Here is a 24,616-nt window from a genome sequence, read left to right on the forward strand (position 1 = left end):
GTCCCAGCTCCGATCTTTCGGCAGACCTTGACAATCGTTCGAACATATATTCGAATGGAGGCCATGAGATGGGACGCACAGGCACTTTCACCACAACGTGGTCCGGCACCCGGAGACAACAGCAACAGCATCCTGTCCGGAGCCGCCCCAGCTCCGGACGCCCTGCTGCCGCTGGCCGGGCTTGTGCGTTCCGTCTCAACCCCCGAATTCTCCGGAGTCACCTTTCATGAGGTCACCGCCAAATCGGTGCTCAACAAGGTGGCGTCCGGTTCCCAAATGCCCTTCGAATGGACCGTCAACCCATACCGCGGATGCAGCCATGCCTGCGTCTACTGCTTCGCCCGCAAGAGCCACACCTATCTGGAGTTCGACGCCGGACACGATTTCGATTCCCAGGTGATAGTGAAAATCAACGCGGCAGAAGTCTTGCGCAAGGAACTCTCCAAGCCGTCTTGGGGACACCATCATGTCGCCCTGGGCACCAACACAGATCCATACCAGCGCGCCGAGGGCCGTTACGAGCTGATGCCTGGAATCATCCGCGCCTTGGCTGATTCCGGCACGCCGTTCTCCATCCTCACCAAGGGAACCCTGCTGGGCCGCGACATCCCCCTGCTCAAGCACGCCTCCAGCCAGGTACCCGTGGATTTGGGCATCTCCTTGGCTATGACAGACGAAACCCTTGCCTCGGCTGTCGAACCGGGGACCCCGGCGCCCCGTGCCCGGCTCAAACTCATCCGCCGGCTGCGCGAGGCAGGCCTGCCCTGCGGAGTCATGGCCATGCCCATCCTGCCTTGGCTGACGGACAATGATGACGCCTTGGAGTCTCTCTTCACCGCTCTGTCCGGGGCTGGTGCCACGGGAGTGACTGCCGGGGCGCTGTACCTGAAGCCGGGCACCCGCGAATGGTTCATGCAGTGGCTGGCGGCCAACCACGCCGGCCTCGTCGGGAAGTACCGGCGTCTCTACGGCCAAGGCTCGTATGCCCCGAAGGAATACAGGACCTGGCTGAGCGGCCGCATCAACTACTTCAAGGCCCGCCACGGCTTTTCCGGGAGCAGCGGTTTCAGCCACAGGAACGCCGCTGCAGGCAAGGAAGCGGCTGCTTCCCTCCCACCGGCTGGCCAGTCAACGCTTTTCTAGCCAGGCAGCCCTGAACCCGCCCGTTCCAGCAGGGCCCGGACAATCGGCAGGTCAGCGGGAATCCAGGGCAACGCGAACGCCTCGTCGCCGTTGCCGAGGGGGACCCAGCGAAGTTCATCGTGGTCCTGGAGCGGACGCGGTTCGCCGTCGAGCAGTTCAGCGAACCACACCCTCATGACGGCACGCTCGCTCAAAGGCCACCCGGCATCGTCGTCCGCCACCACTTCGGCCCCGAGGCGGACGGTGATCCCGAGTTCTTCGATCAATTCCCGGTGCAGCGCGTCTTCGAAGGACTCTCCGGTCTCGAGCTTGCCGCCCGGGAACTCCCACATTCCGGCGAATTGCGGCGGAGCGCTGCGCCTGGCGACCAGCAACCGGCTCGGGTTTTCAAGGGAATCGACGACGGCGGCGCCCGCCACACTTATCAGTCCAGTCACCGCAACAGTCTATTGGCCGCGAGTTCAGGGATCCTGATTATGGAAGTTGTCACATACCGGGACATTCGCCGGAGCCTCCCACTAAGCTTGAAAGTCGGATTTAATCCCTTTCGTGCGGCCTCCCGCTCACTCCCAGAAACAGGACAATGACCACCACCGCAGTCCGCAAGACCTCCAAAAAGACCGGAAGCCGCCACGTGGCCCTGGCTATCTTTGCCCTCGCCATGGGTGGATTCGCCATCGGGACCACGGAATTCACCATGATGGGCTTGCTCAAGGAGATCGAGCAGGGACTCAACATCAGCACTCCCGAGGCCGGGAACCTGATTTCCGCCTACGCTTTGGGTGTAGTGGTGGGTGCGCCGATCTTCGCGGCGTTGGGCGCCCGGCTCCCCCGCAAGCAACTTGCCCTGGGACTCATGCTGTTCCTGTCCATAGCGAACCTGACGTCCTTCATTGCGCCGGACTACGGAACCATGTTGATCACGAGGTTTGCCTCGGGACTGCCCCATGGTGCCTTCTTCGGGATCGCTGCCGTCATCGCGGCGAGCCTGGTTGCCCCCACCAAGCGTGGCTGGGCGATTTCGATGGTCATGGGCGGGCTCACTATCGCCAACGTCATCGGCGTTCCCGCTGCCACCTGGCTTGGTCAGACCTTCGGTTGGCGCTTGCTCTTCGTGGTGGTGGGCATCCTCGGTCTGGCCACCAGTGTGCTGCTATGGAAGTTCGTCCCCTTTGAGCCCGCGCACCCCGAGGCGAGCATTCGCCGGGAACTTGGCGCCCTCAAACGCATCCAGGTGTGGCTGGCACTGCTGATCGGAATCATCGGTTTTGGCGGCTTCTTCGCCACCTATACGTACATCGCCCACACGATGACTTCCGTGGCCGGCATCCCGCAGTCGCTGATACCCCTGGTGGTGGCCCTCTACGGACTCGGTATGGTGGCGGGAAACATCCTGGGCGGCCGGATCGCCGACAAATCCGTCATGGGAACCATCTACCGGGTCCTTCCGGCCATCGCACTCGCCTTGGTGGTCTACGCCATCGCGGCCCACTGGGCGTGGTCGGCATTCATCATGGTCTTCGTCGTGGGCGGCATCGGCTCCATGCTCGTTCCGCCCTTGCAGACCCGGCTCCTCGACGCTTCGCCCGACGCACCGTCTCTGGCATCTTCGCTCAACCATTCCGCGCTCAACATCGCGAACGCCCTTGGCGCGTTCCTCGGCGGCGTGGTCATCGCATGGGGCTGGGGCTATGTGGCCCCGGCCCTCGTAGGCGCTGTCCTGGCAGTCCTGGGCCTCGGCGTCGCCGGCATCAGTGGCTGGTTGGAACGCAAGAAGCCGCTGGGCGGATAGGCGGTAGGCCGCTTAGACCTGGACCCGCTCCACGTCCGGTTCAAGGTAGATGACCCGGGCAATCGGCGCCGCGGTGCGGATCCTGAGTTCGGCGTCGTCGATCGCTTTGGCGATGGCCTGGCCGGTATCTGCCGCGCCAACACTGATCTTCGCCGCAACCAGCAACTCTTCCGGACCAAGGTGCATGGTCTTCAGGTGGATGATGCGCGTGCCATCGGACTCAATGGCTTCCGTGATGCGTGCATTGTCCTCTTTCGTGGCTGATTCGCCGAGCAGCAAGGACTTGGTTTCCACCGCGAGCACTACGGCGATTGCAACAAGAAGCAGGCCGATCATCCCTGTGCCCGCAGCATCCCAAAGGCCGTTGCCCGTGATGAGGGTCAGGCTGACTCCGAACAGCGCGAAGACGAGGCCCAGGAGGGCTCCGAAATCCTCCAGGAGGATCACGGGCAATTCCGGTTGCTTGGCATTGCGGATGAACTTGACCCAGCCTTGGTTGCCGCGCAAAGGATTGGACTCGTGGATTGCGGTGCGGAAAGAGAACGATTCCGCCACGATCGCACCGAGCAGCACAGCGAGCGGCACCCACCAGAAATCGCCCTCAATGGCATGCGGGTGCTGGAACTTCTCCCAGGATTCGTAGAGCGCGAAAAGGCCGCCAACGCTGAACAGCACGATCGAAACGATAAACGCGTATATGTAACGCTCACGGCCATAGCCAAACGGGTGTTCGGGACTCGCCGCCCGTTGTGCCCGCTTCCCGCCAAGCAGCAGGAGCAACTGGTTGCCGGAGTCGGCCACGGAGTGGATCGCCTCGGCCAACATGGACGATGACATGGTCAGGACGAATGCGACGAACTTGAGCACAGCGATCGCCAGGTTGGCACCCAATGCCGCCACGATTGCCTTGTTACCGCCATTTGCAGCCACGAAAGCTCCACCTCTTCTTCGGTTCAGGGGATGAGAGTGAATTGCGGGAACGGACCGCGGCGTCACCTTCCTGCAAGCAATACCGTACCTTGGCGAAATTGTCAGGAAGCCTGCTGGGAGCGTGCGCTGGCGTAGAGGCATACAGTAGCGGCTGTGCCGAGGTTCAAGCTTTCAGCCGAGCCGTAGACGGGTACCGCAACACGATGGTCCGCGAGTGCCAGTTCGGAGTCTGAAAGCCCTTGTGCTTCGTTGCCGAACAACCAGGCCGTCGGCGCCTCGAGTGCGTAGTCAGAGGGAGCTACCGACGCACCCAGCCGGCGTGCGGCGTTCTCATCCTGAAGCTTGTCCAGATTGAGGGTGCCGTAACCGTCCGCCGCCAGGATCCCGATGCCATGCTCCTTGCAGAGGGCCACGAGCTCCTCGACGTCCACACCCAGGACAACCGGCAAATGGAAGAGGGAGCCCGCGGTGGACCGCACGGCCTTGGGGTTGTAAATATCCACGCTGGAGGCCGTCAGGACCACAGCATCCGCCCCGGCAGCATCTGCGGCCCTCAGCACTGTTCCCGCGTTGCCAGGGTCCCGCACCTGGCACATGACGGCGATCAGCCGCGGTCCGGCGTCGAGCACCGATTCAAGGCTCACGTCCACAAAACTGCAGACGGCCACTATGCCCTGGGGATTGACCGTGTCCGCCATGGCGGCCAGGACATCGTCATTCGCCAGCCGCAAGGCAACACCATCGGCGAGCTCGCCCAGTTCAGGGAGCCGGTCCAGGCAGCTTTCGCTTGCGTAAAGTTCGTGCACGACGCCGGGCTCCCCCGCCGCCGTCCGCTCCCGATGCAGGACCAGTGCTTCCCGAACAGCTTGGGGGCCCTCCGCGAGGAACCTGCCGCGCTTTAAACGGGCCGGGCGCCCTGCAAGCTTTGCGACATCCCTGACCCGATCAGCTCGGGGGTTGGACATCGGAAGTTCTTGCGGGCGCCCGGTTTCGTTCATATAAAGAACTTTAGTGGCTATTGCCACTGTCCCTTGAACTGCGGTTACGCGTACTACTCAGCAGCCTCAACGGCCGGCTTCTTCGCAGCCTTGGCCTTGGGAGCCTTGGCAGCAGGTTCGTCCTCGGAAACGGAAGCCTTGGCGGCCGGAGCGGAGGTGTCGGCAGGCAGGGAGTCCTTGGCGACCTTGACCAGCGCGGCGAAAGCGTTGGCGTCAGAAACGGCCAGCTCTGCCAGCATGCGGCGGTCAACCTCGACCTCAGCGGCCTTCAGGCCCTGGATCAAGCGGTTGTAGGTCAGGCCGTTGGCGCGGGATGCAGCGTTGATTCGCTGGATCCAGAGGCGACGGAAGTCGCCCTTCTTCTTGCGGCGGTCGCCGTAGCTGTACACAAACGAGTGCAGCAGCTGCTCTTTTGCCTTGCGGTACAGGCGAGACCGCTGACCGCGGTAACCCTTGGCCCGTTCAAGGACAACCCGACGCTTCTTGTGGGCGTTTACCGCCCGCTTCACACGTGCCACGTGCGTACTCCTTCAAAATTCTTATCCCAAGCTGCTACTGCCGGAAACCCGGCCGGCCTGAGAAGGCTTTGGTGTAGTCGGCGGCTACCGGATGGCAGCAACCAGAAAACTTGGAACTTAGATGCCGAGCATCTTCCTGATGACCTTGGCATCGCCCTTGAAGACGATCTTGTCGCCGGCAAGGCGACGGGTCAGGGTGGAGGACTTGTGCTCCAGGTAGTGGCGGCGGTTGGCCTGCTGACGCTTCAGCTTGCCGGTACCGGTCAGCTTGAAGCGCTTCTTAGCACCACTGTGGGTCTTCATCTTCGGCATGGGAACCGATCTCCTTACGTATCCGCAGACTGGGTCTGCAGTTCTTTCGTGCAACCACCCCATAGGGGGTGACCGCTGCTTTCGTGCCGGGCGGAGGGGATGCCTCCTGCGGCGTGACTAGTTGGTCTTGCGTGCCGCAGGCTTGGGAGCAGCCTTAGGGGCTGCCGGTCGAGCTGCAGGCTTCGGAATCGCAGGCTTCGCCATCGGCTTCGGCACCGGTGTAGCAGCAGGCTTCGGGGCAGCCGGTACAACAGGCTTCGAAGCTGCCTGCTCAGGAGCCTTTGCCGGAACCGGAGCATTTGCTGGCGCGGGAGGCTTTACTGGCGCCGGTGCGGCAACCGGAGCTGCTTCGGCAACCGGAGCTGCTTCCACAACCGGAGCCTCTACGACTGCGGGAGCCTCTTCAACGACCGGGGCCTCTACGACAACCGGTGTCTCTTCAACAGCAACCGCTTCCTCAACAACAGGAGCAGCCTCTTCAGCTTCGGCAACCTCGGCCTCAACGGACTCCGGCGCGGTTTCCACTGCCACCGTGTCCTCGGCCTGGTTTTCCTCTACCTGGGTCAGGAGTTCCGCCGGAACCAGGTCCGCGAGGGACTGCGTCAGGGGAGCATCCTCGCCTGAAAGGTCGATCCGGCCAGCAGCCTTGGCTTCATTCTGGGCCTTGGCTTCTGCGCGCTGCGCCGCACGGCGGGCCTCGGCCTTTGCCTCGGCTTTGTTCTTCAGCGGGCCGATCACCATGACCATGTTGCGGCCATCGATGCGCGGGCTGGACTCAATCACGCCAACTTCGGCAACGTCCTCGGCAAAGCGCTGCAACAGGCGGATGCCCATTTCGGGGCGCTGCTGCTCACGTCCACGGAATTGGATCATGGCCTTCACCTTGTCACCAGCGCCCAGGAAGCGAAGCGCGTGGCCGCGCTTGGTCTCATAGTCGTGGGTATCGATCTTCAGGCGGAAGCGGATTTCCTTCAGAACCGTGTTGGTCTGGTTCTTGCGGGCTTCACGGGCTTTGACAGCGGCTTCGTACTTGTATTTGCCGAAGTCCATCAGCTTGCACACCGGAGGCTTGGCCTGCGGTGCAACTTCAACGAGATCCAGATCAGCCTCGGCAGCAAGACGCAGGGCGTCCTCGATACGGACGATTCCAACCTGTTCGCCGGCAGGGCCGACCAAACGCACCTCGGGGACGCGGATACGCTCATTGATTCTTGGCTCGCTAATGTCAAAGCTCCTGTTGTTGTGATGAGTATTCCACCGGCAAATAGAGAAGGCCCCCAATTGCTGGCGCAATCGAAGGCCTCGAAAGATCGGATACAGCCCCTCGATGGAGGCGTTCGCACCATCCAAGGCATACCTTGAACGGTGTCCGACCAGGTACCCGGCAACTTACATCCCCGAAGGGAAACGGCTGACGCGGGTGGGAGAGAACTCCGCTTGCAAACTGAAAACCAATTCTACAGAAATCGTCCGCCAACCGCACATTAACGATGGGTGGCCGAATACTGCGTGAGCCATAGAAAAATGGCGACTTCCAGTCGGTCTGTGACAAGCTTACCAGCATGAGCACTTCAGACAGCAATTCCCTCGACCACGAGCCCACCGGTACTGACGCCGGAGTAGGCCAGCAGATCCGCGACATTTCGGAAGTTCCGGCTGTTGAGGTCATCACCACCGGCGCCGTTCACCTCATGAGCGCAGCGGCTGTCAAGGTGGGCTTGGCCGACGACCCCGAGGCTGAGGAGCTCAAGGACCTGGACGAAGCCCGCAAACTGATCACCGCCTTGGCCGGGCTGGTCACGGCCGCGGCACCGGAAATCGGTTCACAGCACGCGGGCCCTTTGCGCGATGGCCTGCGTTCCCTCCAGCTCGCATTCCGCGAAGCTTCGCTGATCCCGGACGAGCCAGGCAAGGGCCCGGGCGAAAAGTTCACCGGCCCGGTCAACTGACCCGGACTCACCTGTTAGACCGCAGCGGCGGGCTGGCCTTCCTGGCCAGCCCGCCGTCGTCGTATCCTGGCGGTTTAGGCGCCACAGCCGCGTTAGCGGCGCAACTCAGTTGGCGCGATCCCCAGCGCCGGCCTGGGCGATGGCCACGATCCGGCGCCGACGCAGCTGGAGGAACAGTCCGGCGAGGCACAGCACCACTCCAGCCGTTCCGATGGCCACGAATCCGGCCCACGGTCCCACCCCGTCGATAAAAAGCCCGGCGACCGGCGAACCGAAGGCCACGCCCGCAGTCAGGGCCGAGCCATACCAGCCCATTGCCTCGCCGCGCCGATCCTCATCCACGATGTCTGCGACCTTTTCAGAGGCTGCGGACAGCACCGGCGCGCATAACAGACCCGGTAGAAGGGACAGCAAGGCAAGGGTCCACGTGTCCCCGGCGAAGCCCATCGGAATGGTCAGGGCCGCCATGCCCAGCAGGAGCAGGATCGGTGAGACGGGCCGGTGCATCGCTCCGTAAATGAGTCCGCCGACTACCGATGAGGCGCACCAGAAGAAGAAAACAATCCCGATCTCGCTCTCGTGCCCGCCGCGCTGCAATACCGCCACGATTCCGACGTCGGTTCCGCTCAGGACCATGCCCGATCCTGCGGCAACGGCGAACACCGCGGCCACTGCCGCAGTGAACCATGTGAAGTTCCTCGCCATCTTTCCCCGCAGGCCGGAAGGTTGCGAGACCGTCGGAGCCATCTCTGAAGCAGCTTCCTGGAGATGTGCCGGCGCTGATGCCACCACCGCAGCTTCGGCAGCGTGGAGCTCGTCGGCGTCGCGGTCAGCCGTTTGGCTGGCATCCAGGACATCATCGCTGCGGGTGGGCGGGTTGAACCACAGAAGGAAAAGCCCGGCAGCCGACGTGCAGACGCCCACGATGGTCAGTCCCAGGACGGTGAACCCGCTCGTTGCCACAACCGCGCCAACTGCGGGGCCGATCATGAAGACCACTTCGGTGGCAATCGAGTCCAAGGCGTACGCGGAACGCCGTTGCTCGCCATCTACCAGGACGCCGAGCGACTGGCGGATGACACTGAAGATCGGCAGCGTCAGAAGGCCACCGACAAAGACGAGCGGCAGGATCCATTCGTAGCTCACGTGCGGGACAACGGACCAAATGACCAGCTCCGAGACCACGGAAGGGATGAGCGCCTTGCGCAGGCCGACAGTGTCCACGCGGCGCCCTCGCCACGGAGCGCCAATCGCGATGCCGATGGTGAATACCGCGGCGGCAGCACCGGCGGCGGCGTAACCCTTGCCCAAGGTCAGCACGATGTGCAGGGTGAGCAGAACCCCGGCTGCCGAGTGCGGTATTCGGGCAACCATGCCCACCAGCAGGAGACGCCGCACGGACGTGATGGACAGCATCTCCCGGTAGAGAGAGAAATTCACGAGCTACATCCCCTGTTCTGCCGACGGCAGGACAAGGAAGTTCCCCCTGTGCCTTCGGCTACTGTGCCGCCCGCTGCAAGCTGACCTCGATCGAGTCAACCCGCTCGGCGAACAATTCGTTCTGCGCCCAACGCCCGTTCAGCCCGGAGACCAGATCCTGGATCGCAGCGGCATCCAGACCGTCTTCGAGGTACAGCACCACGCGCAGTTCTGGTCCCGGTCCTCCGCCGGCCATAGTCGATCCATCGGCCGTGAGCGAAGCTACCCCCGCACCTGGCCGGATCTCTAGGCGCCGCACTGCCGGGTACGTCCCCGCCAAGGAATTGAGAGCAGACTCCAGTTCATCATCAAGGTACGACGGCGTCCAGTCGCGCTGCTGTGCCAGTGACCACATGGCAGGCCGGCGCACCACGAAGGTGACATCCGACCCCGGATCGATGACGAGAAGCTGCGCTCCCTCCGAGACGGCAGACAACGCCGCCCGGGCGGCATAAACGGCGACGGGACGAGCCTGTGGGTGCCAGGCTTCCAACGCCGCGGCCGACGTGAAGACAGGCATCGCCGTGCGGCCATCCGGCGCCTTCAATGTCACGAGCGCCATGTCGGCCTGCTTGTCGGCATGGAAACCGTCGACGCCCTCGGCTTCCTCAGCGAGCTGGGCCACCACAGGGACAAAGACCCTGGCCGTTGCCAACGAAGCCACTACACCAGCCTCGCTACCGGTGCCGGCGAGCAGGGCCGCGACGGCGGCGAGGTACCCGGCGTCGGCCGTTCCGTCGTCATCCTCGAAATTATGGATCTTGGCGGCATCACCGCTGAGGTTCCGTCCCGCCCAGGACTGGCCGGCAGAGTCGCCTACTCCCCCGGCGCCCGCTAGGGCCGCCGCGATGTGCCCGGGCAATTGCCGCGGGGCCGGGGTTGAAGCCTTGCCGGCAGCCGGGGACTGTGGATCCTGCGACATCAGCGGCGGCCGGCGACGTCCAGGGCTTCCGGGAGCGTGAAAGCACCGGCGTACAGCGCCTTGCCAACGATCGCTCCCTCGACGCCGAGCGGCACGAGCTCCCGCAGGACCCGCAGGTCTTCCAAGCTCGAGATGCCGCCGGACGCAACCACCGGCTTGCCCGTCTTTTCCACCATCTGGCGCAAGAGTTCGACGTTGGGGCCCTGAAGCGTTCCGTCTTTCGTGACGTCGGTGACCACGTAGCGCGCGCAGCCGGCGTCCTCAAGGCGCGCCAGTACCTCCCAGAGATCTCCGCCTTCTTTGGTCCAGCCGCGGCCCGCGAGCGTTGTGCCGCGGACGTCGAGCCCGACGGCGATCTTGTCACCGAAGCGGTCGATGGCCCGGCGGGTCCATTCCGGGTTTTCCAAGGCGGCGGTACCGAGGTTCACACGGGCGACGCCGAGCTCCAGCGCACGCTCTAGGGATTCGTCGTCGCGCAGTCCGCCGGACAGCTCCACTTTGACGTTCAGCTGCGAGACGACCTCGCTGATGAGGTCAGCATTGTTGCCGCGGCCAAAAGCGGCGTCCAGGTCCACCATGTGCACCCACTCGGCGCCGGCGTTCTGCCAGTTCAGGGCTGCTTCCAGCGGGGTGCCGTAACTGGTCTCCGAGCCGGCTTCTCCCTGAAGGAGGCGGACGGCCTGGCCGTCCACGATGTCGACGGCGGGCAGGAGTTCCAGAACGGGCAGTTCGGAGGCGGTGGTCATTGAAGTCCTCGGTGTTGTGGGAACGGGCGTTAGTTGCCCGGCAAGGTGAAGAGGTAGGCCGCCAGCAGTGACAGACCGGCCAGGATATAGAACGAAATGGAGACCCAGGCAGGGCGTTTCTGCTGATGGAAGGAGATTCCTCCGCCCACCAGCAAACCGGCCAGGCCCATGAAAATGATTGACCACATGTCAGGCAGTTGTGCCCGTCTCGGGTGCCGGAGAGTGCGGACGCAGGCTTTCGACCCAGTTGCGCAGGAGGCGGGCTCCAGCGTCGCCGGACTTCTCCGGGTGGAATTGGGTGGCACACAAAGGACCGTTTTCCACGGCAGCGATGAACGGGGCGCCGTGTTCGGACCAAGTCACCTTCGGCGGTGCCATGCGGGGCTGGACGACGTCGAATTCCCACTTCTGCACGCCATAGGAGTGCACAAAGTAGAACCGTTCGTGCTCGACGCCGGCGAACAGCTTTGAGCCTTCCGGCACGTCCACGGTGTTCCAGCCCATGTGCGGGACAACGGGTGCAGGGAGGAGCTCCACCTTGCCGGGCCACTCGCCCATGCCTTCGGCCTCCGTTCCGTGCTCTACGCCCGCCTCGAACAGGACCTGGAGCCCAACGCAGATGCCTAGGACCGGCCGGCCGCCGGCAACGCGACGACCGATCATCCGGATGGCATCGACTGCTTTGAGTTCACGCATGACCGTCTCGAAAGCACCGACGCCCGGGACCAACAGGCCGTCGGCATTGAGGACGTCTTCAGGCTTGGCGCTCAGCGTGACATCCGCGCCGGCACGTTCAAGCGCCCGAACGGCAGAGCGGACATTTCCCGACCCGTAGTCCAGGACAGTTACTGTCGGCTTTCCCTCAGGCGAGACAATGCGGCTTGCAGCCTTCGGGTTCACGATGGCGCCATCCTTGAGGATCTGCCCACTCACAAGGCGCCCTTGGTGGACGGAATGCCTTCGACCCTGGGATCGGACTCGACGGCGGAACGGAGTGCACGTGCGAAGGCCTTGAACTGTGCCTCCACGATGTGGTGCGGGTCCCGGCCTGCCAAGACGTTCATGTGGAGGCAGATGCCGGCGTGCAGGGTGATCGCTTCAAAGACGTGGCGCGTCAGCGAACCGGTGAAGTGTCCGCCGATCAGGTGGTATTCCTGGCCAGCGGGCTCCCCGCTGTGGACCAGGTACGGACGTCCGGAAACGTCGACGACGGCGTGGGCCAGCGCTTCATCCAACGGAACGGTTGCCTCACCGAAGCGCCGGATGCCGGCCTTGTTGCCCAGCGCGGTGCGCAGCACCTCACCGAAGGTGATCGCAACGTCCTCCACCGTGTGGTGGGCGTCGATCTGGGTGTCCCCGGCGGCCTTGACGGTCATGTCGATGAGCGAATGCTTGCAGAGCGCCGTCAGCATGTGGTCGTAGAACGGCACCGTGGTGCTGATGTCCGAGACCCCGGTGCCGTCGAGATTGATTTCGACCAGGACGGAGGACTCACTGGTGGTGCGTTCCATGCGTGCTGTCCGGGCGGCCGCCGTGCTGGCGCCGTTTTCGCTCATTGAGATGTCCTTAGGAGGAAGGAGTGGTGGGACTGGTTCAAGTCTAGGCCGGTGCGGCGACTTGGCCGTCCAGCAAGGCTTCGAGCGCCTCGAGGAAAGCGGTGGTCTCCGGCTCGGTACCGGCCGTGACCCGGAGGTGGCCCGGTATGCCGACATCACGGATGAGGACTCCACGCTCCAGCAGGCCTTGCCACAAGGCGTGCGGATTCTTGAGCCCGCCGAAGAACACGTAGTTGGAATCCGAAGCGGCCGGCTTGAGCCCCATCCGGGTCAACTCGTTCACAATGCGGTCCCGCTGGATCTTGATGTCTTCGACGTCCGCCATGAGGGCCTCGCGGTGCCGCAGTGCGGCCAGCGCGGTTGCTTGGGTGATCGCCGAGAGGTGATACGGGAGGCGGACCAAGCGGATCGCGTCGGCAACCTCGGGGGCCGCCGCCATGTAGCCGATGCGGGCACCAGCGAGGGCGAAGGCTTTGCTCATGGTCCGGGAAACGATGAGACGCTCACGGCCGGGGAGAAGCGTCAACGCGCTCGGAGTGTTGTCGTGGGCGAACTCGTGGTACGCCTCGTCCACGATCACAATCGCCTGGCTTGCTTCTCCGGCCTCGTAGACGGCCTCCACGACGTCAAGGCCAAGCCCCGTGCCGGTGGGATTGTTCGGAGAACACAGGAACACGACGTTCGGCTGGATCTCGCGAACCTGCGCGGCGGCGGACGCTGCGTCAAGGCCGTAGTCTTCAGCCCGAACCCCGGCAATGTAGGCAGTGTCCGTCCCACTGGCGAGCAGGGGGTACATGGAGTATGTGGGCGGGAAGCCAAGAGCAGTGCGCCCAGGGCCGCCGAAGGCCTGGAGGATCTGTTGCAGAACCTCGTTGGAGCCGTTCGCCGCCCAGATGTTCTCGGCAGCCATTCCGTGGCCCAGGTACTCGGCGAGGGCCTCGCGCAATTCGGTGAACTCGCGGTCAGGGTAGCGGTTCAGTCCCGAAGCGGCCGCCGCCACGGCCTCGGTGATGGCCGCTTGGACATCCGCGGGCACGCCATGGGTGTTTTCATTGACGTTGAGCAAAATCGGCACATCAAGCTGCGGCGCGCCATAGGGGCTCAGGCCGCGCAGGTTGGTCCGGAGGGGAAGTCGGTCAAGTCGCTCAAGCTGGTCACTCACCATGACAGTTTAAGGTGCGGCGGCTGATGCCCTGAAACTGTGACGGCTAAGCGCCCGCTCAAAGGACCTCTTAGTGCGGTCAGAGTCGCGGTTAAGTGGCAGGAATGAACAGTTGCTGACCCGGCACGATGTGGCCGTCCTCCAAGTTGTTCAGTTGGATAATTTCGGCAACGACGTCGCGCGGATCCCGGGAAGGTGCGGCAGTTCCTGCAATCCCCCATAGGGACTGACCGGTTTGCACCGTGACGCTGATAGTGGAAGTGGGCTGCAGCTGGGCCGCCGAATCCGCAGCCTTGGCAGGCGAATTCAGGAATCCCGCCAGACTCAGCAGCGCTGCAACCAAGAGCATTCCTGGAACACCGAAGAAGACCATGCGGCCCCGGCGGGTCAAGCGAAGCCGGCCCGGTGCCGTACGGCGGCCGGATGGGTGGTTGATGGTGATAGCGGACATGAGCTGAGCCCTTCTGAACAATGCCGCGTTCCAGAACCTCTGGAGTGCGGCTGCTAATTCTTGCCTTCAGTCAGTGCTAACAGGGCGGCTGTTCGTTCATGTCTTCGAACGATTCGAACGAACACCCGGACCAGCTGCACTTTTATAGAACACATATTCGAACCTTGCTATGACATTTTTAGCACTTATCAACGAACGATGTCGAGACTCGCTAGAACAAATGTTTGATAAACGCCTGTGCCTGCCCTACGTTTGAGTGAAGAAACAAGCACTGAATCAGTGCAACAGGAGGGTCTGACATTTCAGGCCAACAGTCCCGGCAAGCGCCTCAGCGCAGATCGGGCGGAACGGAAGGGCGTTGGCGAACATGGCAGCGAAAGCCACTGGCAGCGGATCGGCCTCACCGCGGAGCCCTCAGCCGCAGAAGGCTCCCAAGAGCCTGACCGTCCGCCAAAAGAAGATCCTGGAGACCATCCAGCGTTCAGTGAACGATCACGGCTACCCGCCGTCAATGCGCGAAATCGGGGACACTGTTGGCCTGGCCAGCTTGTCCAGCGTCACGCACCAGTTGTCGCAGCTCGAAAAGCTCGGCTATCTTCGTCGCGATCCCAAGCGTCCGCGGGCGATGGAAGTCCTCATGCCATTGACCTTGGATGGCGGCTCTGTCATACCGGGCGTTGACGCGCCGTCGAAACTCCGCAGCGCCGGCGGCTTGGCCGTCACTGAGCTTGCCAGTGCCAGCGATACGGCCATGGTGCCGCTCGTTGGCCGCATCGCCGCTGGTGGACCCATCCTGGCGGATCAGACAGTTGAGGACGTCCTGCCGCTGCCCCGCCAGTTGGTAGGCCATGGCGAGCTCTTCATGCTGAAGGTCGCCGGTGATTCCATGATCGACGCCGCCATCTGCGACGGAGACTGGGTAGTAGTACGGCGCCAGAATGATGCCATCAACGGCGACATCGTGGCAGCTCTCCTAGACGACGAAGCCACCGTCAAGACCTTCCGGCAGCGTGACGGCCACACGTGGCTGCTCCCCCAGAACACTCAGTACGAACCCATTTTGGGCGACCATGCCACGATCATGGGCAAAGTCGTCTCGGTGCTGCGCTCACTTTAGGACGCGCCCGCTTAGGACGCGTCCGCTTCCAGGACATCCGATTCAGGCCTTGGCTGACTCGGCGTAAAGCCGTTCGAGCGCGCCGCGCACAACAGTGCGGTCCGTGGTGGCCCAGAAGGGTGGCAAGGCTGCCCGGAGGAAGTTGCCGTAACGCTCGGTCGAAAGGCGTGAATCAAGTACTGCCACCACGCCTTTGTCACCGTTCGAACGGATGAGACGGCCAGCGCCCTGGGCAAGCCGGATGGCCGCGTGCGTGGCAGACACCGCCATGAAACCATTGCCCCCGGCCTGCGCTACGGCGCGGGACCGTGCTGTCATCAGGGGATCGTCCGGACGCGGGAACGGGATCCGGTCAATGACCACCAACCGGCATGAACCGCCCGGAACGTCCACGCCTTGCCAAAGAGACATGGTGCCGAACAGGCAGGTGTCATCTTCGTCGGCAAACTGCCTCACCAACGCGGCCATGGTCGACTCACCCTGGCACAGGATCTCGACGTCCAAGCGTGACCGCATCGCCTCCGCGGCTTCCTCCGCTGCACGTCGGGAAGAAAAGAGGCACAAGGCTCCGCCGTGGGAGGCCTTGATGAGCTCTTCAAGTTCGTCAAGTGCCTCGGGCGAGGTCCCGCGTCCGGGCTTAGGCAGGTGCCTGGCAACGTACAGCATGCCCTGCTTGGGGTAATCGAACGGCGAGCCGACGTCCACGCCAGTCCAGCTCGGAGCGCCTTGCCCGGTCAGTCCCAGTCCTCCCGCGGTGGCCTCGAAAGCGGAACCGATAGCCAAGGTGGCTGAGGTCAACACCACGGTATGGCCCGCGAAGAGCCCTTCCCGGAGCCGTCCTGCCACGCTGAGGGGAGCGATGTTAATGAGCACAGGCGAATCCTCGTCAGGCGCCGTGTATCCCTGCTGCGGATCAAAGGTACTGTTCCGGGATAGCCAAACGACTTCCTTGTTTTCCTTGGCGGAGAGCAGCCGTTCGCAGAGTTCAAGGATCAACATCAGCCGTGAGCGCGCGAGCTGGCGTCCGCCGTCCACCGCGTTGGACGAATCCCCCTTCGAATCGGAAATCGCCGCCCGGCAGGCTTCCCGGAGCTGGTCCACGCAATCAAGCTGTTCGTCGTTGAGCCCGTTGGGCAGGAGCCCGGAAGGCGCGCCGGCAATTGCAAGCTCTAGGCGGTCTGCTGCGGCGTTCAATGCGTCCACGGTGATGGCGGTGTGTTTGCGGGCGCTGGAGGCGGCAGCATGGATCATTGCCACCGACAGCTGCCCCGAAACGGCACCCGTGACGCGGTCCTGGAGCTCGTGGGCCTCGTCGACCACCACGACGTCGTACTCGGGCAGCACGGCCAGGCCTTCGAAAGCACTGACGGCGAGCATCGCGTGGTTGGTGACTACGACGTCGGACTCCGCGGCGCGGTGGCGGGCCAGCTCGCTGAAGCACTCCTCCGCCATCGGACACTTTTGCGCCCCAAGGCACTCCATGGACGTGACGGACACCTGGCGCCAGGCCCGGTCCGTCACGCCCGGCATGAGCTCGTCGCGATCCCCGGTCGTGGTCTTCCCGGCCCACTCCCGCAGCCTCAGCACTTCCTTGCCGAGCTGAGACGGGGGGCCGCCGATCGCGGCCGCGAGATGGGGAACGCTGGTGTCCTCGCCGAGGGAGAACAATTGCCCTTCGGCAGGTTCCTCGCTGGGAAATCCGCCCTCCAACTTGTGCTTGCACACATAGTTGGCCCTGCCCTTGACCAACGCGATGCTGACCGGCCGCTCCAGCTCTGGATTGATGGTTTCCAGGAGCCGCGGCAGGTCCCGGCCCACGATCTGCGTCTGGAGGGCGAGGGTGGCCGTGGACACGAGCGCGGGCTTGTTGCTCTCCATCGCGTGCGCGATCAAGGGAATCAAGTACGCGAGGGACTTGCCTGTGCCCGTTCCCGCCTGCACTAGAAGGTGTTCACCGGTCTCGATCGCCCGTGCCACGTGTTTGGCCATCTGGTGCTGGCCCGTACGGTTTTGGCCGCCCATACCGGCGACGGCTTTGTCCAGGAGTTCAAGGGCGGTCCGTTCACGCACGGTTTCGCCGCGTTCCCCTGCTTCCGGATCAACCATTGCTGACGAACGACTCCAACTCGGCGGCCAGGTTCTCATGGACCATGGCCACCACTCGGGTGCCTTCTTCCTCGTGCTCAAGGCTCAGGATTTCGGCATCGGTGTTGTGCAGCTTGTTGATGAGTTCCCCACGGTTATACGGAATCAGAACCTCAAGGCGCACACCGGGACGCGGAATGGCCGTGCTAATGGCGCCAAGAAGCTCGGCGATGCCCTGTCCTGTGCGGGTAGACACCACCACATGGCGTGGCTCTTTCTGCTTGAGCCTCTCGACAACGAAGGGATCGGCGACGTCTGCCTTGTTCAAGACGATGATTTCCGGGATTTTCCGGGCATCCACTTCGCTGAAGACCGTCCGGACGGCCGCGATCTGGCCCTCCGGATCCGGGTGCGAGGCGTCCACGACATGGAGGATCAGATCGGCCTCCGCTACCTCTTCCAGCGTGGAGCGGAACGCCTCCACGAGCTGGGTGGGCATCGAACGCACGAAGCCCACCGTGTCCGATAGCGTGTAGCCGATCCCGTCCGGGGTCTGGGCTTTGCGGACCGTTGGATCCAGCGTGGCGAACAGGGCGTTCTCCACGAGGACGCCCGCGTCCGTCAGGCGGTTGAGGAGGGAGGACTTTCCCGCGTTCGTGTAGCCGGCAATGGCGACCGAAGGAACGGCATTACGACGGCGGTTGGCCCGCTTGGTCTCACGGGCCGGCTTCATCGCGGCGATTTCACGCCGCAGCTTGGCCATCCGAGTGCGGATTCGACGACGGTCCAGTTCGATCTTGGTTTCACCGGGACCTCGCGAACCCATACCTGCTCCGGCACCGCCCACCTGGCCACCGGCCTGGCGGGACATGGAATCGCCCCAACCACGCAGGCGCGGCAACAGGTATTCCAGCTGCGCCAGTTCGACTTGGGCCTTGCCCTCGCGGCTCTTCGCATGCTGCGCGAAAATATCGAGGATCAACGTGGTGCGGTCCACCACCTTGACCTTGACGATGTCCTCCAGGCCGCGCCGCTGGGACGGCGCCAATTCGGCGTCGACCACCACGGTGTCCGCACCGGTGGACGACACGATGTCCTTCAGCTCCAGGGCCTTGCCTGAGCCAAGGAAGGTGCCGGGGTCCGGCTTCATGCGCCGCTGGACGATCCCATCCAGGACTTCCGAGCCGGCAGTCTCGGCCAGCGCCGCGAGTTCCCTCAAGGAGTTCTCGGCGTCGGCCAGGGTGCCTTCGGTCCAGAGGCCTGCCAGCACCACGCGCTCCAGGCGCAGCTGCCGGTATTCGACCTCCGTGACATCTTCAAGTTCCGTGGACAGACCCGCGGTGCGGCCCAAAGCCCGGCGCTCGGCCAGATCCTCTTGATCGCCGTCGTAGATGCTGTGTTCTTCGTCCAGGCGGGAAATCGCCTGGGCCTTGCCAAACACGCCCCTGGGCTCGTCGCGTTCCTGCACTATGGCAGGTGCGTCCTTGGAGAGAATCCGGTCGATGACAGCCTGGATTTCTTCAGGACTCATGTCCTGGGCGTCGGAATCGGGTCCGGTGTTCTTCTGCGTGGTCATGGTCTCCTTTAGGGGTTCGGCATTTCCAGAATAGTGCCGATTCGGGTCTTGTGGCGCGGAATTCGCGCAGGGCTGATGCCTTGCAAGGCTCTGCCGATGGTCGGAGCTCTCCACCCGGGGCGGCGTACGCGGATTGCGTGCACCGGACCCAAGGCGGGAAGGGGACGATCTGCTGAGTGTCCAGACGTCAATAGGGAAGGTCTGGAACGGACTTGCCAAGGCGGAATGGCGCTGCAAATGAAGCAGGCCTACGTCGCGGGCGGTGCCGACTACTCAAAGATCAAGAACATGCGGACCACACTATCAGGCAATGTCAAGCTCGGCTTGGGCGCCCCGCGGTTTCCCTTGCCCGCTGCTGGCCACTAATCTGGCAAGCTATGGAGTCTGCACACTATTTCAGCGCACAGCCCGCGGGGCCGTTCACCCGCAAGCCCCTCACGGTGGAACTGGCCGGCGCGACCCGCCGGCTCCAGACATCGGGCGGCATCTTCAGCCCCGACGGGATCGACAAGGGAACAGCGGTCCTGCTCTCCGAAGTTCCGCCCCCTGCCCCGCAGGGAAACCTGCTGGACATCGGCTGTGGCTGGGGACCCATCGCGTTGACCATGGGGCTCATGGCTCCGCACGCGCGCGTCCACGCGGTTGATGTCAACGAACGCTGCATCACTCTGACAAACGAGAACGCCGCCCTGCTGGACCTCCGGAACGTTACCGCCAGCCTGCCGGACGACGTCGACCCCGCGGTGACGTTTGACACCATCTGGTCCAACCCGCCCATCCGTATCGGCAAGGATGAACTTCACAATCTGCTGCTTACGTGGCTGCCGCGGCTTGCGCCGGGTGGAAACGCCTGGCTCGTGGTCCAGAAAAACCTCGGCGCGGATTCACTTCAGCGTTGGCTTGCCGACACTCTCGACGATTCTTTCTCCGTCTCGCGGGAAAGTACGTCGAAATCGTTTCGCATCCTGCGAATCAGGAAAGCGTCCCGCTAGCAACAATCACGGCCGGGCCGCTCAGCTCCACGTGTTCCCGTCCGCTCGTGCCCGGGAAGAACCGCACCCGGACGACGCCGCCCGGCACGTTGACGCGCCACGTGTCGGGAGCGCCTTCCCCGGCCCAGTGACGGATTGCGACGGCGGCCGCGCAGGCACCCGTGCCACACGACTGGGTTTCGCCGACGCCCCTCTCGTGGACGCGCATCGTGATGTTGCCTATCCCGTCGTGCACGAGAGGCTCTGCGGGAACCACGAATTCGACATTCGTACCGTTCACCGGCTTGGGATCCACAACGGGTGCCTTGAAGAGCTGCGTAGCCTTAAGCTCCGAAAGCTCGGCGAGTGCCACCACAGTGTGCGGGTTGCCCATGCTGACGGACAGGGCGGGCCGGGCAACTTCCAATCCGTCGGCACTGACGAGGGAGTCCATGGCCTTACTGGTGGCATCCTGGGGGAAAATGAACTCCCAAGGGCCCATGTCAACCGCGTAACCGTCAGCTGTGCGGACGATCTTTTTGATGCCGCCGCGGGTTCCGATCGTCAAGGACTCACCAGCGTTCAGGGCGACAAAGCCCTGTTCGACGAGGAAATGGACGAATACGCGGACGCCGTTGCCGCACATTTCGGACAGCGAACCGTCGCCGTTGCGGTAGTCCATGAACCATTCGGCATCAGGGTCTGCGTCGAGGAGCTGGCGGCCTTCAGCGAGGAAACGCGACGGGACGGCGCGGATGAGCCCATCCCCACCCACTCCCAAGTGGCGGTCACAAAGCGCTGCAACCTGCTCCGGAGAGATTTGGTGCGCGTCCTCGGGGTCCGCGATCAGGACGAAATCGTTGCCCGTACCGTGCCCCTTGGAGAAGGCCAGCCCGTGAAGACCGGAGGCGGGAACGGTACCGCCGGCAGCGGCAGGCTGCGGGGCGGAAAATGCAAGGGTTTCGTCCATGGATCAAGGCTACCTGTACCGCGGGTTGCGCCTAAATCGCCGACGCCTGGCTTGCGCAGATTTCTGCGGCCTTCGCCACCAAATCGGGGTCCCGCCAGTCAAGCCAGTGGATCCGGGGGTCGGCACGGAACCAAGTGAGCTGGCGGCGGGCGAACTGGCGAGTGGCCACGATGGTCTCTTCGGCCGCCCTGGCCGCGTCCGACTCGCCGCCGAGAACCCTGAGGAACTGGGCGTAGCCGAGCGCACGCGAGGCCGTCTTGCCCCGCCGCAGCCCGGCGGCGTCCAGCCGCGCAACCTCCTCGAGAAGTCCGGTGTCGACCATCCGGTGGACCCGTTCGGCGAGCCGATCGCGCAGTACGTCCCGATCGACGTCGAGCCCTATCTGCACGGCCGGCTGAAAGTACTCGCGCTGCGGCATGAAGGAACTGAACGGGCGTCCTGTGAGCTCGAAGACTTCCAGCGCCCGGATGACGCGGCGCGCGTCCCCTAGCCTGCCTGCGGAAACGGGATCGACACGTTCCAAGCGCTCCTGAAGGACAGGGAGACCGGATGTTTCGTGCTCCTGCTCCAGCCGTCGCCTGACGTCGGGATCCGTGCCCGGGAATTCCAGCACGTCGAGCGCTGCCCGAACGTAAAGTCCTGAACCGCCGACCAGGATGGCCCGCCTGCCGCGGCTATGAATATCTCGGATAGCCGATCGGCATTCGGCCTGGAAATCGGAAACGCTGGCTTCCTGGGTCACGTCCATGGTGTCCAGGAGGTGGTGGGGCACTCCTCTGCGTTCCGCGACACTGATCTTGGCCGTGCCGATGTCCATGCCCCGGTAAAACTGCATGGCATCAGCGTTGATGACCTCGCCGTCAAGCTCCAGGGCGAGGTCGACGCCAAGATCGGACTTGCCGGACCCTGTAGGCCCGACGACGGCGATCACGGGCGGCCTCGGATCAGCTGATCCGGCCGATGCTTCTGTCATGTCCAGCTAGCCGCGCCGCACCGGCAGCGACGGCATGCCGAGGGAGACGCCTTTCATGCCAGCTGACCCGGCACCTGCACCAGTCGCTGGAGCGCCACAGGAATCGGCCTGCGAGCGGTCCCAGGCGTCCCCGGCACGGGAGCGCCTGAGGCTGTAATCCGCCGTCGTGACCGGGTCTGAAACAAGGTGGAATGCTGCTGCCTCGGTGATGGTCACCGTGACAAAATCGCCTGGCCGTGGCGCCTCTGCGCCCTCCGGCACGGAGAAGTGCACCAGCCGCTGATCCTGGGAGCGGCCGGACAAGCGGTGCGTTTCCTCGGCCTTACGACCTGATTGGGCCGTGACGAGGAGCTCAACCCGCCGCCCAAGCTGCTTCGCGTTCTCCTCGGCTGCGATGCGGTCCTGGAGGTCCGTCAGGCGCTCGTAGCGCTCCTGGACAACCGCCTTGGGCAGCTGGTCCGGAAGGTCCGCGGCCGGGGTGCCCGGGCGCTTGGAGTACTGGAAGGTGAACGCCGAGGCGAAGCGTGACTTCTCGACGACGTCAAGCGTCGCTTGGAAGTCCTCTTCAGTCTCGCCGGGGAAGCCCACGATGATATCGGTGGTGATCGCGGCATGCGGGATCTTGTCCCGGACCTTGTCAAGGATGCCCAGGAACTTGGTGGAGCGGTACGAACGGCGCATGTCCTTGAGCACCTTGTCCGATCCGGACTGGAGCGGCATGTGCAACTGCGGCATGACATTGGGGGTCTCGGCCATGGCGTCGATGACGTCGTCGGTGAAGGCAGCCGGGTGCGGGCTCGTAAAGCGCACGCGCTCAAGGCCTTCGATGTCTCCACAAGCGCGGAGCAACTTGGAAAAGGCCAGGCGGTCACCGAATTCCACGCCGTAGGAGTTCACATTCTGGCCAAGCAGGGTGACCTCGACGGCGCCGTCGTCCACCAAGGCCTGGATTTCAGCCAGGATCTCGCCCGGACGACGGTCCTTCTCCTTGCCACGCAGCGATGGGACGATGCAGAACGTGCAGGTGTTGTTGCAGCCTACGGAGATTGAAACCCAACCCGAGTACACGGAGTCACGCTTGGTGGGAAGGGTGGATGGGAAGACGTCCAACGATTCCAGGATCTCCAACTGGGCCTCGTTGTTGTGTCGGGCCCGGGCCAACAATGCCGGGAGGGCGCCCACGTTGTGGGTACCGAACACGGCATCCACCCAGGGCGCCTTGCGCACGATGGTTTCGCGGTCCTTCTGTGCCAGGCATCCGCCCACCGCGATCTGCATCCCGGGGTTCGCCGCCTTGACCTGCTTGAGCTCTCCGAGGTTGCCGTAGAGCTTGTTGTCCGCGTTCTCGCGGACTGCGCAGGTGTTGAAGACTACGACGTCGGCGACGCCGCCGCCGACGGGCACGTAACCTGCATCTTCGAGAAGTCCGGCCATACGCTCAGAGTCATGGACATTCATCTGGCAACCGAAGGTGCGGACCTGGTAAGTGCGCTGCGCCTCCTGGGCGGGCGCGGCGTCGCTCGCAGGGGACGGGCTGGGCTGCTCAAGGGAGGCTGGTGCTGGTGCTACGGAAGGGGAACTCACCAATCTAGGGTAGCCCCTCGGGCTAGTACCAGTTGAAGCCCATCTCGTGCTGCCACGCGTTGCAGGGAGAACCGTAGCGGTCGCGGATGTAGCCAAGTCCCCAATCGATCTGGGTCCGGTAGTTGCTGAGCCAGTCGCTACCTGCGGAATAATACTTGTCCGGCGGCAGCGCCTGCGCAATTCCATAGGCACCACTGCTTGGATTAGTGGCATCTGTCATCCAGCTTGATTCCTGGGTCCATAGCTGGGACAAGCACTGCATTTGTTCCTGGCCCCAGCCATAGGCGCCGAGCCGCGAGGAAGCATACTGACGCGCCCCTGCCGGATCGTTGACGACGCTTCCCCCGCCACCGGCTCGGGATCCGGAACCGGTTCCGCCGCTTACGGAACCTCCTCCGCCGCCGAGTCCGCTGCTGATGGGTTGTTGGGCTTGCTGAGCCTGCTGGGCTTGCCTGTTGGCTTCCGCCGCGGCGGCCTCCGCTTGGCGCTGTGCTGCCTCCCTCTTTGCCTCCTGCGCTGCCTGATAGGCGGCCAGCGCCACTTGGCCCTCTTGGTACTTTTGCGCAACGGCGGCGGAAGTGGAGGTCAGGGACGCGAGCTGGGCAACGAGAGTCGTACGCTGACCTTCCGTGGCGGCGACACTGTCTTCGGCAGCGCGCCTGGCAGACTCTGCAGCCTGGGCCTTTGCCGCGGCGTCGCTGTCCAACTGTGCCAGGACGTCCCGGGCAGCTTGTTCCTGGGCCGTTGCGGCCGCAGATGCCTGGGCCGCGCTGAGGGCATCCGCGTGGAGTTTCGCCGTACGATCCAAAACCCGGTTCAGCAGAGCGTAACTCTGGACATTGTCAGGTTCGACGGCGGCATTCGCGAGGGACCACGGGCCGGGATCAAAGCCGCCAGACTCGTATGCCTTCACCACAAGGGATGAGGTGGCCTTCTTCAAGGAATCCGATTTGGCCCTGGCCTGCTGGGACGCCTCAACCAGCTTCTGAGTCACTTCCTGCTGATGCACCAGAGCGTCATGGGCCTTGGCGTACTCGGTTCCCGCTTTGATGGCGGCTGCACCAAGTTCGCCGGACTTCTGCTGCAGTCCCACCAGCAATTGGTTGATGCGTGCCACTTCGGCACTCGCGTCCGCCTCATTTCCCTGGGCTCGTTGTACCTCCGCCCAACTGGGATAGCCCGAAGGCGGAGCGTCGTCGGCCGAGGCCGGTACTGCTTGGAGCAACGACGCGACAAGCAAAGGCACAACGACTGCCGAAAGCCGCCACGGCAACGGTTTCATTGGATCTGACCTGCTTCCGAATCGGAACACTAGTCCAGAACCTTAGCCGACGGTCACCAAAGCACATACCCAACGTCGCCGCCGGGCAGGACACTCACAG

At 63.8% G+C, this 24,616-nt stretch carries 26 protein-coding genes; 6 read left to right on the forward strand and 20 right to left on the reverse strand.

Features of this window, described 5'->3' with window-relative positions:
* Positions 1-63: 63 nt before the first annotated feature.
* Positions 64-1,143 carry an Rv2578c family radical SAM protein gene (locus OW521_RS03670; RefSeq protein WP_268023044.1) on the forward strand — a complete coding sequence of 360 codons (1,080 nt, stop codon included), beginning with the start codon at positions 64-66 and terminating at the stop codon, positions 1,141-1,143.
* Here the strand turns inward: OW521_RS03670 and OW521_RS03675 are convergent.
* Positions 1,140-1,580, reverse strand: a complete 441-nt coding sequence (locus OW521_RS03675) for a (deoxy)nucleoside triphosphate pyrophosphohydrolase (protein WP_268023046.1) — start codon at positions 1,578-1,580, stop codon at positions 1,140-1,142. The two genes, OW521_RS03670 and OW521_RS03675, sit on opposite strands and share 4 nt — an antisense overlap.
* A 146-nt stretch (positions 1,581-1,726) precedes the next feature.
* Between OW521_RS03675 and OW521_RS03680 the strand changes: the two genes are divergently transcribed.
* The gene (locus OW521_RS03680) at positions 1,727-2,935 is read left to right on the forward strand and encodes an MFS transporter (RefSeq protein WP_268023047.1); all 1,209 of its coding nucleotides are present in this window, start codon (positions 1,727-1,729) and stop codon (positions 2,933-2,935) included.
* A gap of 12 nt (positions 2,936-2,947) precedes the next feature.
* Here the strand turns inward: OW521_RS03680 and OW521_RS03685 are convergent, their stop codons facing one another.
* From OW521_RS03685 to infC, 5 genes are all read right to left on the reverse strand, one after another.
* Positions 2,948-3,865 carry a cation diffusion facilitator family transporter gene (locus tag OW521_RS03685; RefSeq protein ID WP_268023048.1) on the reverse strand — a complete coding sequence of 306 codons (918 nt, stop codon included), beginning with the start codon at positions 3,863-3,865 and terminating at the stop codon, positions 2,948-2,950.
* Between the two features lie 101 nt (positions 3,866-3,966).
* Entirely contained in the window at positions 3,967-4,863 is an 897-nt protein-coding gene (locus OW521_RS03690) for a TrmH family RNA methyltransferase (RefSeq protein ID WP_268023049.1), read from the reverse strand.
* 53 nt (positions 4,864-4,916) lie between these two features.
* On the reverse strand, positions 4,917-5,381 hold the full coding sequence (gene rplT / locus OW521_RS03695; RefSeq protein ID WP_268023052.1) for a 50S ribosomal protein L20: 465 nt from the start codon (positions 5,379-5,381) through the stop codon (positions 4,917-4,919).
* 117 nt (positions 5,382-5,498) lie between these two features.
* Positions 5,499-5,693 carry a 50S ribosomal protein L35 gene (rpmI, locus tag OW521_RS03700; protein WP_265978344.1) on the reverse strand — a complete coding sequence of 65 codons (195 nt, stop codon included), beginning with the start codon at positions 5,691-5,693 and terminating at the stop codon, positions 5,499-5,501.
* A gap of 117 nt (positions 5,694-5,810) precedes the next feature.
* On the reverse strand, positions 5,811-6,875 hold the full coding sequence (infC, locus tag OW521_RS03705) for a translation initiation factor IF-3 (RefSeq protein ID WP_268023054.1): 1,065 nt from the start codon (positions 6,873-6,875) through the stop codon (positions 5,811-5,813).
* Positions 6,876-7,255: 380 nt separating this feature from the next.
* On the opposite strand from infC, the gene OW521_RS03710 reads away from it, so the two are divergent.
* Positions 7,256-7,642 (forward strand): DUF1844 domain-containing protein, encoded by a 387-nt coding sequence (locus OW521_RS03710; RefSeq protein WP_078105657.1) that lies wholly within the window; start codon positions 7,256-7,258, stop codon positions 7,640-7,642.
* Positions 7,643-7,747: 105 nt separating this feature from the next.
* Here OW521_RS03710 and OW521_RS03715 read toward each other — a convergent pair whose 3' ends face one another.
* The 8 genes from OW521_RS03715 to OW521_RS03750 form a co-directional block, all read right to left on the reverse strand.
* On the reverse strand, positions 7,748-9,082 hold the full coding sequence (locus OW521_RS03715) for an MFS transporter (RefSeq protein ID WP_268023059.1): 1,335 nt from the start codon (positions 9,080-9,082) through the stop codon (positions 7,748-7,750).
* A 58-nt stretch (positions 9,083-9,140) separates the two neighbouring features.
* Complete coding sequence (locus OW521_RS03720) at positions 9,141-10,043, reverse strand: SseB family protein (protein WP_268023061.1); 903 nt, start codon at positions 10,041-10,043, stop codon at positions 9,141-9,143.
* Entirely contained in the window at positions 10,043-10,789 is a 747-nt protein-coding gene (priA, locus tag OW521_RS03725) for a bifunctional 1-(5-phosphoribosyl)-5-((5-phosphoribosylamino)methylideneamino)imidazole-4-carboxamide isomerase/phosphoribosylanthranilate isomerase PriA (protein ID WP_184735761.1), read from the reverse strand. Before priA ends, OW521_RS03720 begins: the two co-directional genes overlap by 1 nt.
* Positions 10,790-10,818: 29 nt before the next feature.
* On the reverse strand, positions 10,819-10,977 hold the full coding sequence (locus tag OW521_RS03730) for a hypothetical protein (RefSeq protein WP_268023065.1): 159 nt from the start codon (positions 10,975-10,977) through the stop codon (positions 10,819-10,821).
* Between the two features lies 1 nt (position 10,978).
* Positions 10,979-11,722 (reverse strand): imidazole glycerol phosphate synthase subunit HisH, encoded by a 744-nt coding sequence (gene hisH, locus OW521_RS03735; protein ID WP_268023067.1) that lies wholly within the window; start codon positions 11,720-11,722, stop codon positions 10,979-10,981.
* Entirely contained in the window at positions 11,719-12,345 is a 627-nt protein-coding gene (gene hisB, locus OW521_RS03740; protein ID WP_268023068.1) for an imidazoleglycerol-phosphate dehydratase HisB, read from the reverse strand. Before hisB ends, hisH begins: the two co-directional genes overlap by 4 nt.
* 43 nt (positions 12,346-12,388) lie before the next feature.
* A complete protein-coding gene (locus tag OW521_RS03745) occupies positions 12,389-13,507 on the reverse strand; it encodes a histidinol-phosphate transaminase (RefSeq protein WP_268025667.1) in 1,119 nt (372 codons plus the stop codon).
* Positions 13,508-13,598: 91 nt separating this feature from the next.
* A complete protein-coding gene (locus OW521_RS03750) occupies positions 13,599-13,958 on the reverse strand; it encodes a LysM peptidoglycan-binding domain-containing protein (protein ID WP_268023070.1) in 360 nt (119 codons plus the stop codon).
* A gap of 367 nt (positions 13,959-14,325) precedes the next feature.
* Here OW521_RS03750 and lexA point away from each other — a divergent pair, with 367 nt between their 5' ends.
* Positions 14,326-15,075: a transcriptional repressor LexA gene (lexA, locus tag OW521_RS03755; protein ID WP_268023072.1), complete on the forward strand. Its 750-nt coding sequence runs from the start codon at positions 14,326-14,328 to the stop codon at positions 15,073-15,075.
* Between the two features lie 42 nt (positions 15,076-15,117).
* Here the strand turns inward: lexA and OW521_RS03760 are convergent, their stop codons facing one another.
* Both OW521_RS03760 and hflX read right to left on the reverse strand, forming a co-directional pair.
* Positions 15,118-17,181 (reverse strand): ATP-dependent DNA helicase, encoded by a 2,064-nt coding sequence (locus OW521_RS03760; protein ID WP_268023074.1) that lies wholly within the window; start codon positions 17,179-17,181, stop codon positions 15,118-15,120.
* Positions 17,174-18,736, reverse strand: coding sequence for a GTPase HflX (gene hflX / locus OW521_RS03765; RefSeq protein ID WP_268023076.1), 1,563 nt, complete (start codon positions 18,734-18,736; stop codon positions 17,174-17,176). The genes OW521_RS03760 and hflX overlap by 8 nt, the downstream gene beginning before the upstream one ends.
* A gap of 225 nt (positions 18,737-18,961) precedes the next feature.
* On the opposite strand from hflX, the gene OW521_RS03770 reads away from it, so the two are divergent.
* Positions 18,962-19,102 carry a hypothetical protein gene (locus OW521_RS03770; protein ID WP_268023078.1) on the forward strand — a complete coding sequence of 47 codons (141 nt, stop codon included), beginning with the start codon at positions 18,962-18,964 and terminating at the stop codon, positions 19,100-19,102.
* Between the two features lie 11 nt (positions 19,103-19,113).
* Positions 19,114-19,728: a class I SAM-dependent methyltransferase gene (locus OW521_RS03775; RefSeq protein ID WP_268023080.1), complete on the forward strand. Its 615-nt coding sequence runs from the start codon at positions 19,114-19,116 to the stop codon at positions 19,726-19,728.
* On the opposite strand, the gene dapF is transcribed toward OW521_RS03775, so the two are convergent.
* The 4 genes from dapF to OW521_RS03795 all read right to left on the reverse strand — a co-directional run bounded on the left by dapF (position 19,709) and on the right by OW521_RS03795 (position 24,516).
* Positions 19,709-20,677 (reverse strand): diaminopimelate epimerase, encoded by a 969-nt coding sequence (dapF, locus tag OW521_RS03780; RefSeq protein ID WP_268023082.1) that lies wholly within the window; start codon positions 20,675-20,677, stop codon positions 19,709-19,711. The genes OW521_RS03775 and dapF overlap by 20 nt on opposite strands.
* 31 nt (positions 20,678-20,708) lie before the next feature.
* A complete protein-coding gene (gene miaA, locus OW521_RS03785; protein WP_268023084.1) occupies positions 20,709-21,650 on the reverse strand; it encodes a tRNA (adenosine(37)-N6)-dimethylallyltransferase MiaA in 942 nt (313 codons plus the stop codon).
* A gap of 6 nt (positions 21,651-21,656) precedes the next feature.
* Positions 21,657-23,108, reverse strand: a complete 1,452-nt coding sequence (miaB, locus tag OW521_RS03790; protein ID WP_268025669.1) for a tRNA (N6-isopentenyl adenosine(37)-C2)-methylthiotransferase MiaB — start codon at positions 23,106-23,108, stop codon at positions 21,657-21,659.
* A 148-nt stretch (positions 23,109-23,256) separates the two neighbouring features.
* Positions 23,257-24,516 carry a lytic transglycosylase domain-containing protein gene (locus tag OW521_RS03795; protein ID WP_268023085.1) on the reverse strand — a complete coding sequence of 420 codons (1,260 nt, stop codon included), beginning with the start codon at positions 24,514-24,516 and terminating at the stop codon, positions 23,257-23,259.
* Between the last annotated feature and the right edge of the window lie 100 nt (positions 24,517-24,616).

The organism is Arthrobacter sp. MMS18-M83, assembly GCF_026683955.1.
GTDB lineage: Bacteria > Actinomycetota > Actinomycetes > Actinomycetales > Micrococcaceae > Arthrobacter.

Bases quoted from the DNA above. Each gene is read 5' to 3' on its own strand.
- OW521_RS03670 (WP_268023044.1), top strand. From the start codon at position 64: ATGAGATGGGACGCACAGGCACTTTCACCACAACGTGGTCCGGCACCC.
- OW521_RS03680 (WP_268023047.1), top strand. From the start codon at position 1,727: ATGACCACCACCGCAGTCCGCAAGACCTCCAAAAAGACCGGAAGCCGC.
- OW521_RS03690 (WP_268023049.1), bottom strand. From the start codon at position 4,863: ATGAACGAAACCGGGCGCCCGCAAGAACTTCCGATGTCCAACCCCCGA.
- rpmI (WP_265978344.1), bottom strand. From the start codon at position 5,693: ATGCCGAAGATGAAGACCCACAGTGGTGCTAAGAAGCGCTTCAAGCTG.
- OW521_RS03710 (WP_078105657.1), top strand. From the start codon at position 7,256: ATGAGCACTTCAGACAGCAATTCCCTCGACCACGAGCCCACCGGTACT.
- OW521_RS03720 (WP_268023061.1), bottom strand. From the start codon at position 10,043: ATGTCGCAGGATCCACAGTCCCCGGCTGCCGGCAAGGCTTCAACCCCG.
- priA (WP_184735761.1), bottom strand. From the start codon at position 10,789: ATGACCACCGCCTCCGAACTGCCCGTTCTGGAACTCCTGCCCGCCGTC.
- OW521_RS03730 (WP_268023065.1), bottom strand. From the start codon at position 10,977: ATGTGGTCAATCATTTTCATGGGCCTGGCCGGTTTGCTGGTGGGCGGA.
- hisB (WP_268023068.1), bottom strand. From the start codon at position 12,345: ATGAGCGAAAACGGCGCCAGCACGGCGGCCGCCCGGACAGCACGCATG.
- OW521_RS03750 (WP_268023070.1), bottom strand. From the start codon at position 13,958: ATGTCCGCTATCACCATCAACCACCCATCCGGCCGCCGTACGGCACCG.
- lexA (WP_268023072.1), top strand. From the start codon at position 14,326: ATGGCAGCGAAAGCCACTGGCAGCGGATCGGCCTCACCGCGGAGCCCT.
- OW521_RS03760 (WP_268023074.1), bottom strand. From the start codon at position 17,181: ATGGTTGATCCGGAAGCAGGGGAACGCGGCGAAACCGTGCGTGAACGG.
- hflX (WP_268023076.1), bottom strand. From the start codon at position 18,736: ATGACCACGCAGAAGAACACCGGACCCGATTCCGACGCCCAGGACATG.
- OW521_RS03770 (WP_268023078.1), top strand. From the start codon at position 18,962: ATGGCGCTGCAAATGAAGCAGGCCTACGTCGCGGGCGGTGCCGACTAC.
- OW521_RS03775 (WP_268023080.1), top strand. From the start codon at position 19,114: ATGGAGTCTGCACACTATTTCAGCGCACAGCCCGCGGGGCCGTTCACC.
- dapF (WP_268023082.1), bottom strand. From the start codon at position 20,677: ATGGACGAAACCCTTGCATTTTCCGCCCCGCAGCCTGCCGCTGCCGGC.
- miaA (WP_268023084.1), bottom strand. From the start codon at position 21,650: ATGACAGAAGCATCGGCCGGATCAGCTGATCCGAGGCCGCCCGTGATC.
- miaB (WP_268025669.1), bottom strand. From the start codon at position 23,108: ATGAATGTCCATGACTCTGAGCGTATGGCCGGACTTCTCGAAGATGCA.
- OW521_RS03795 (WP_268023085.1), bottom strand. From the start codon at position 24,516: ATGAAACCGTTGCCGTGGCGGCTTTCGGCAGTCGTTGTGCCTTTGCTT.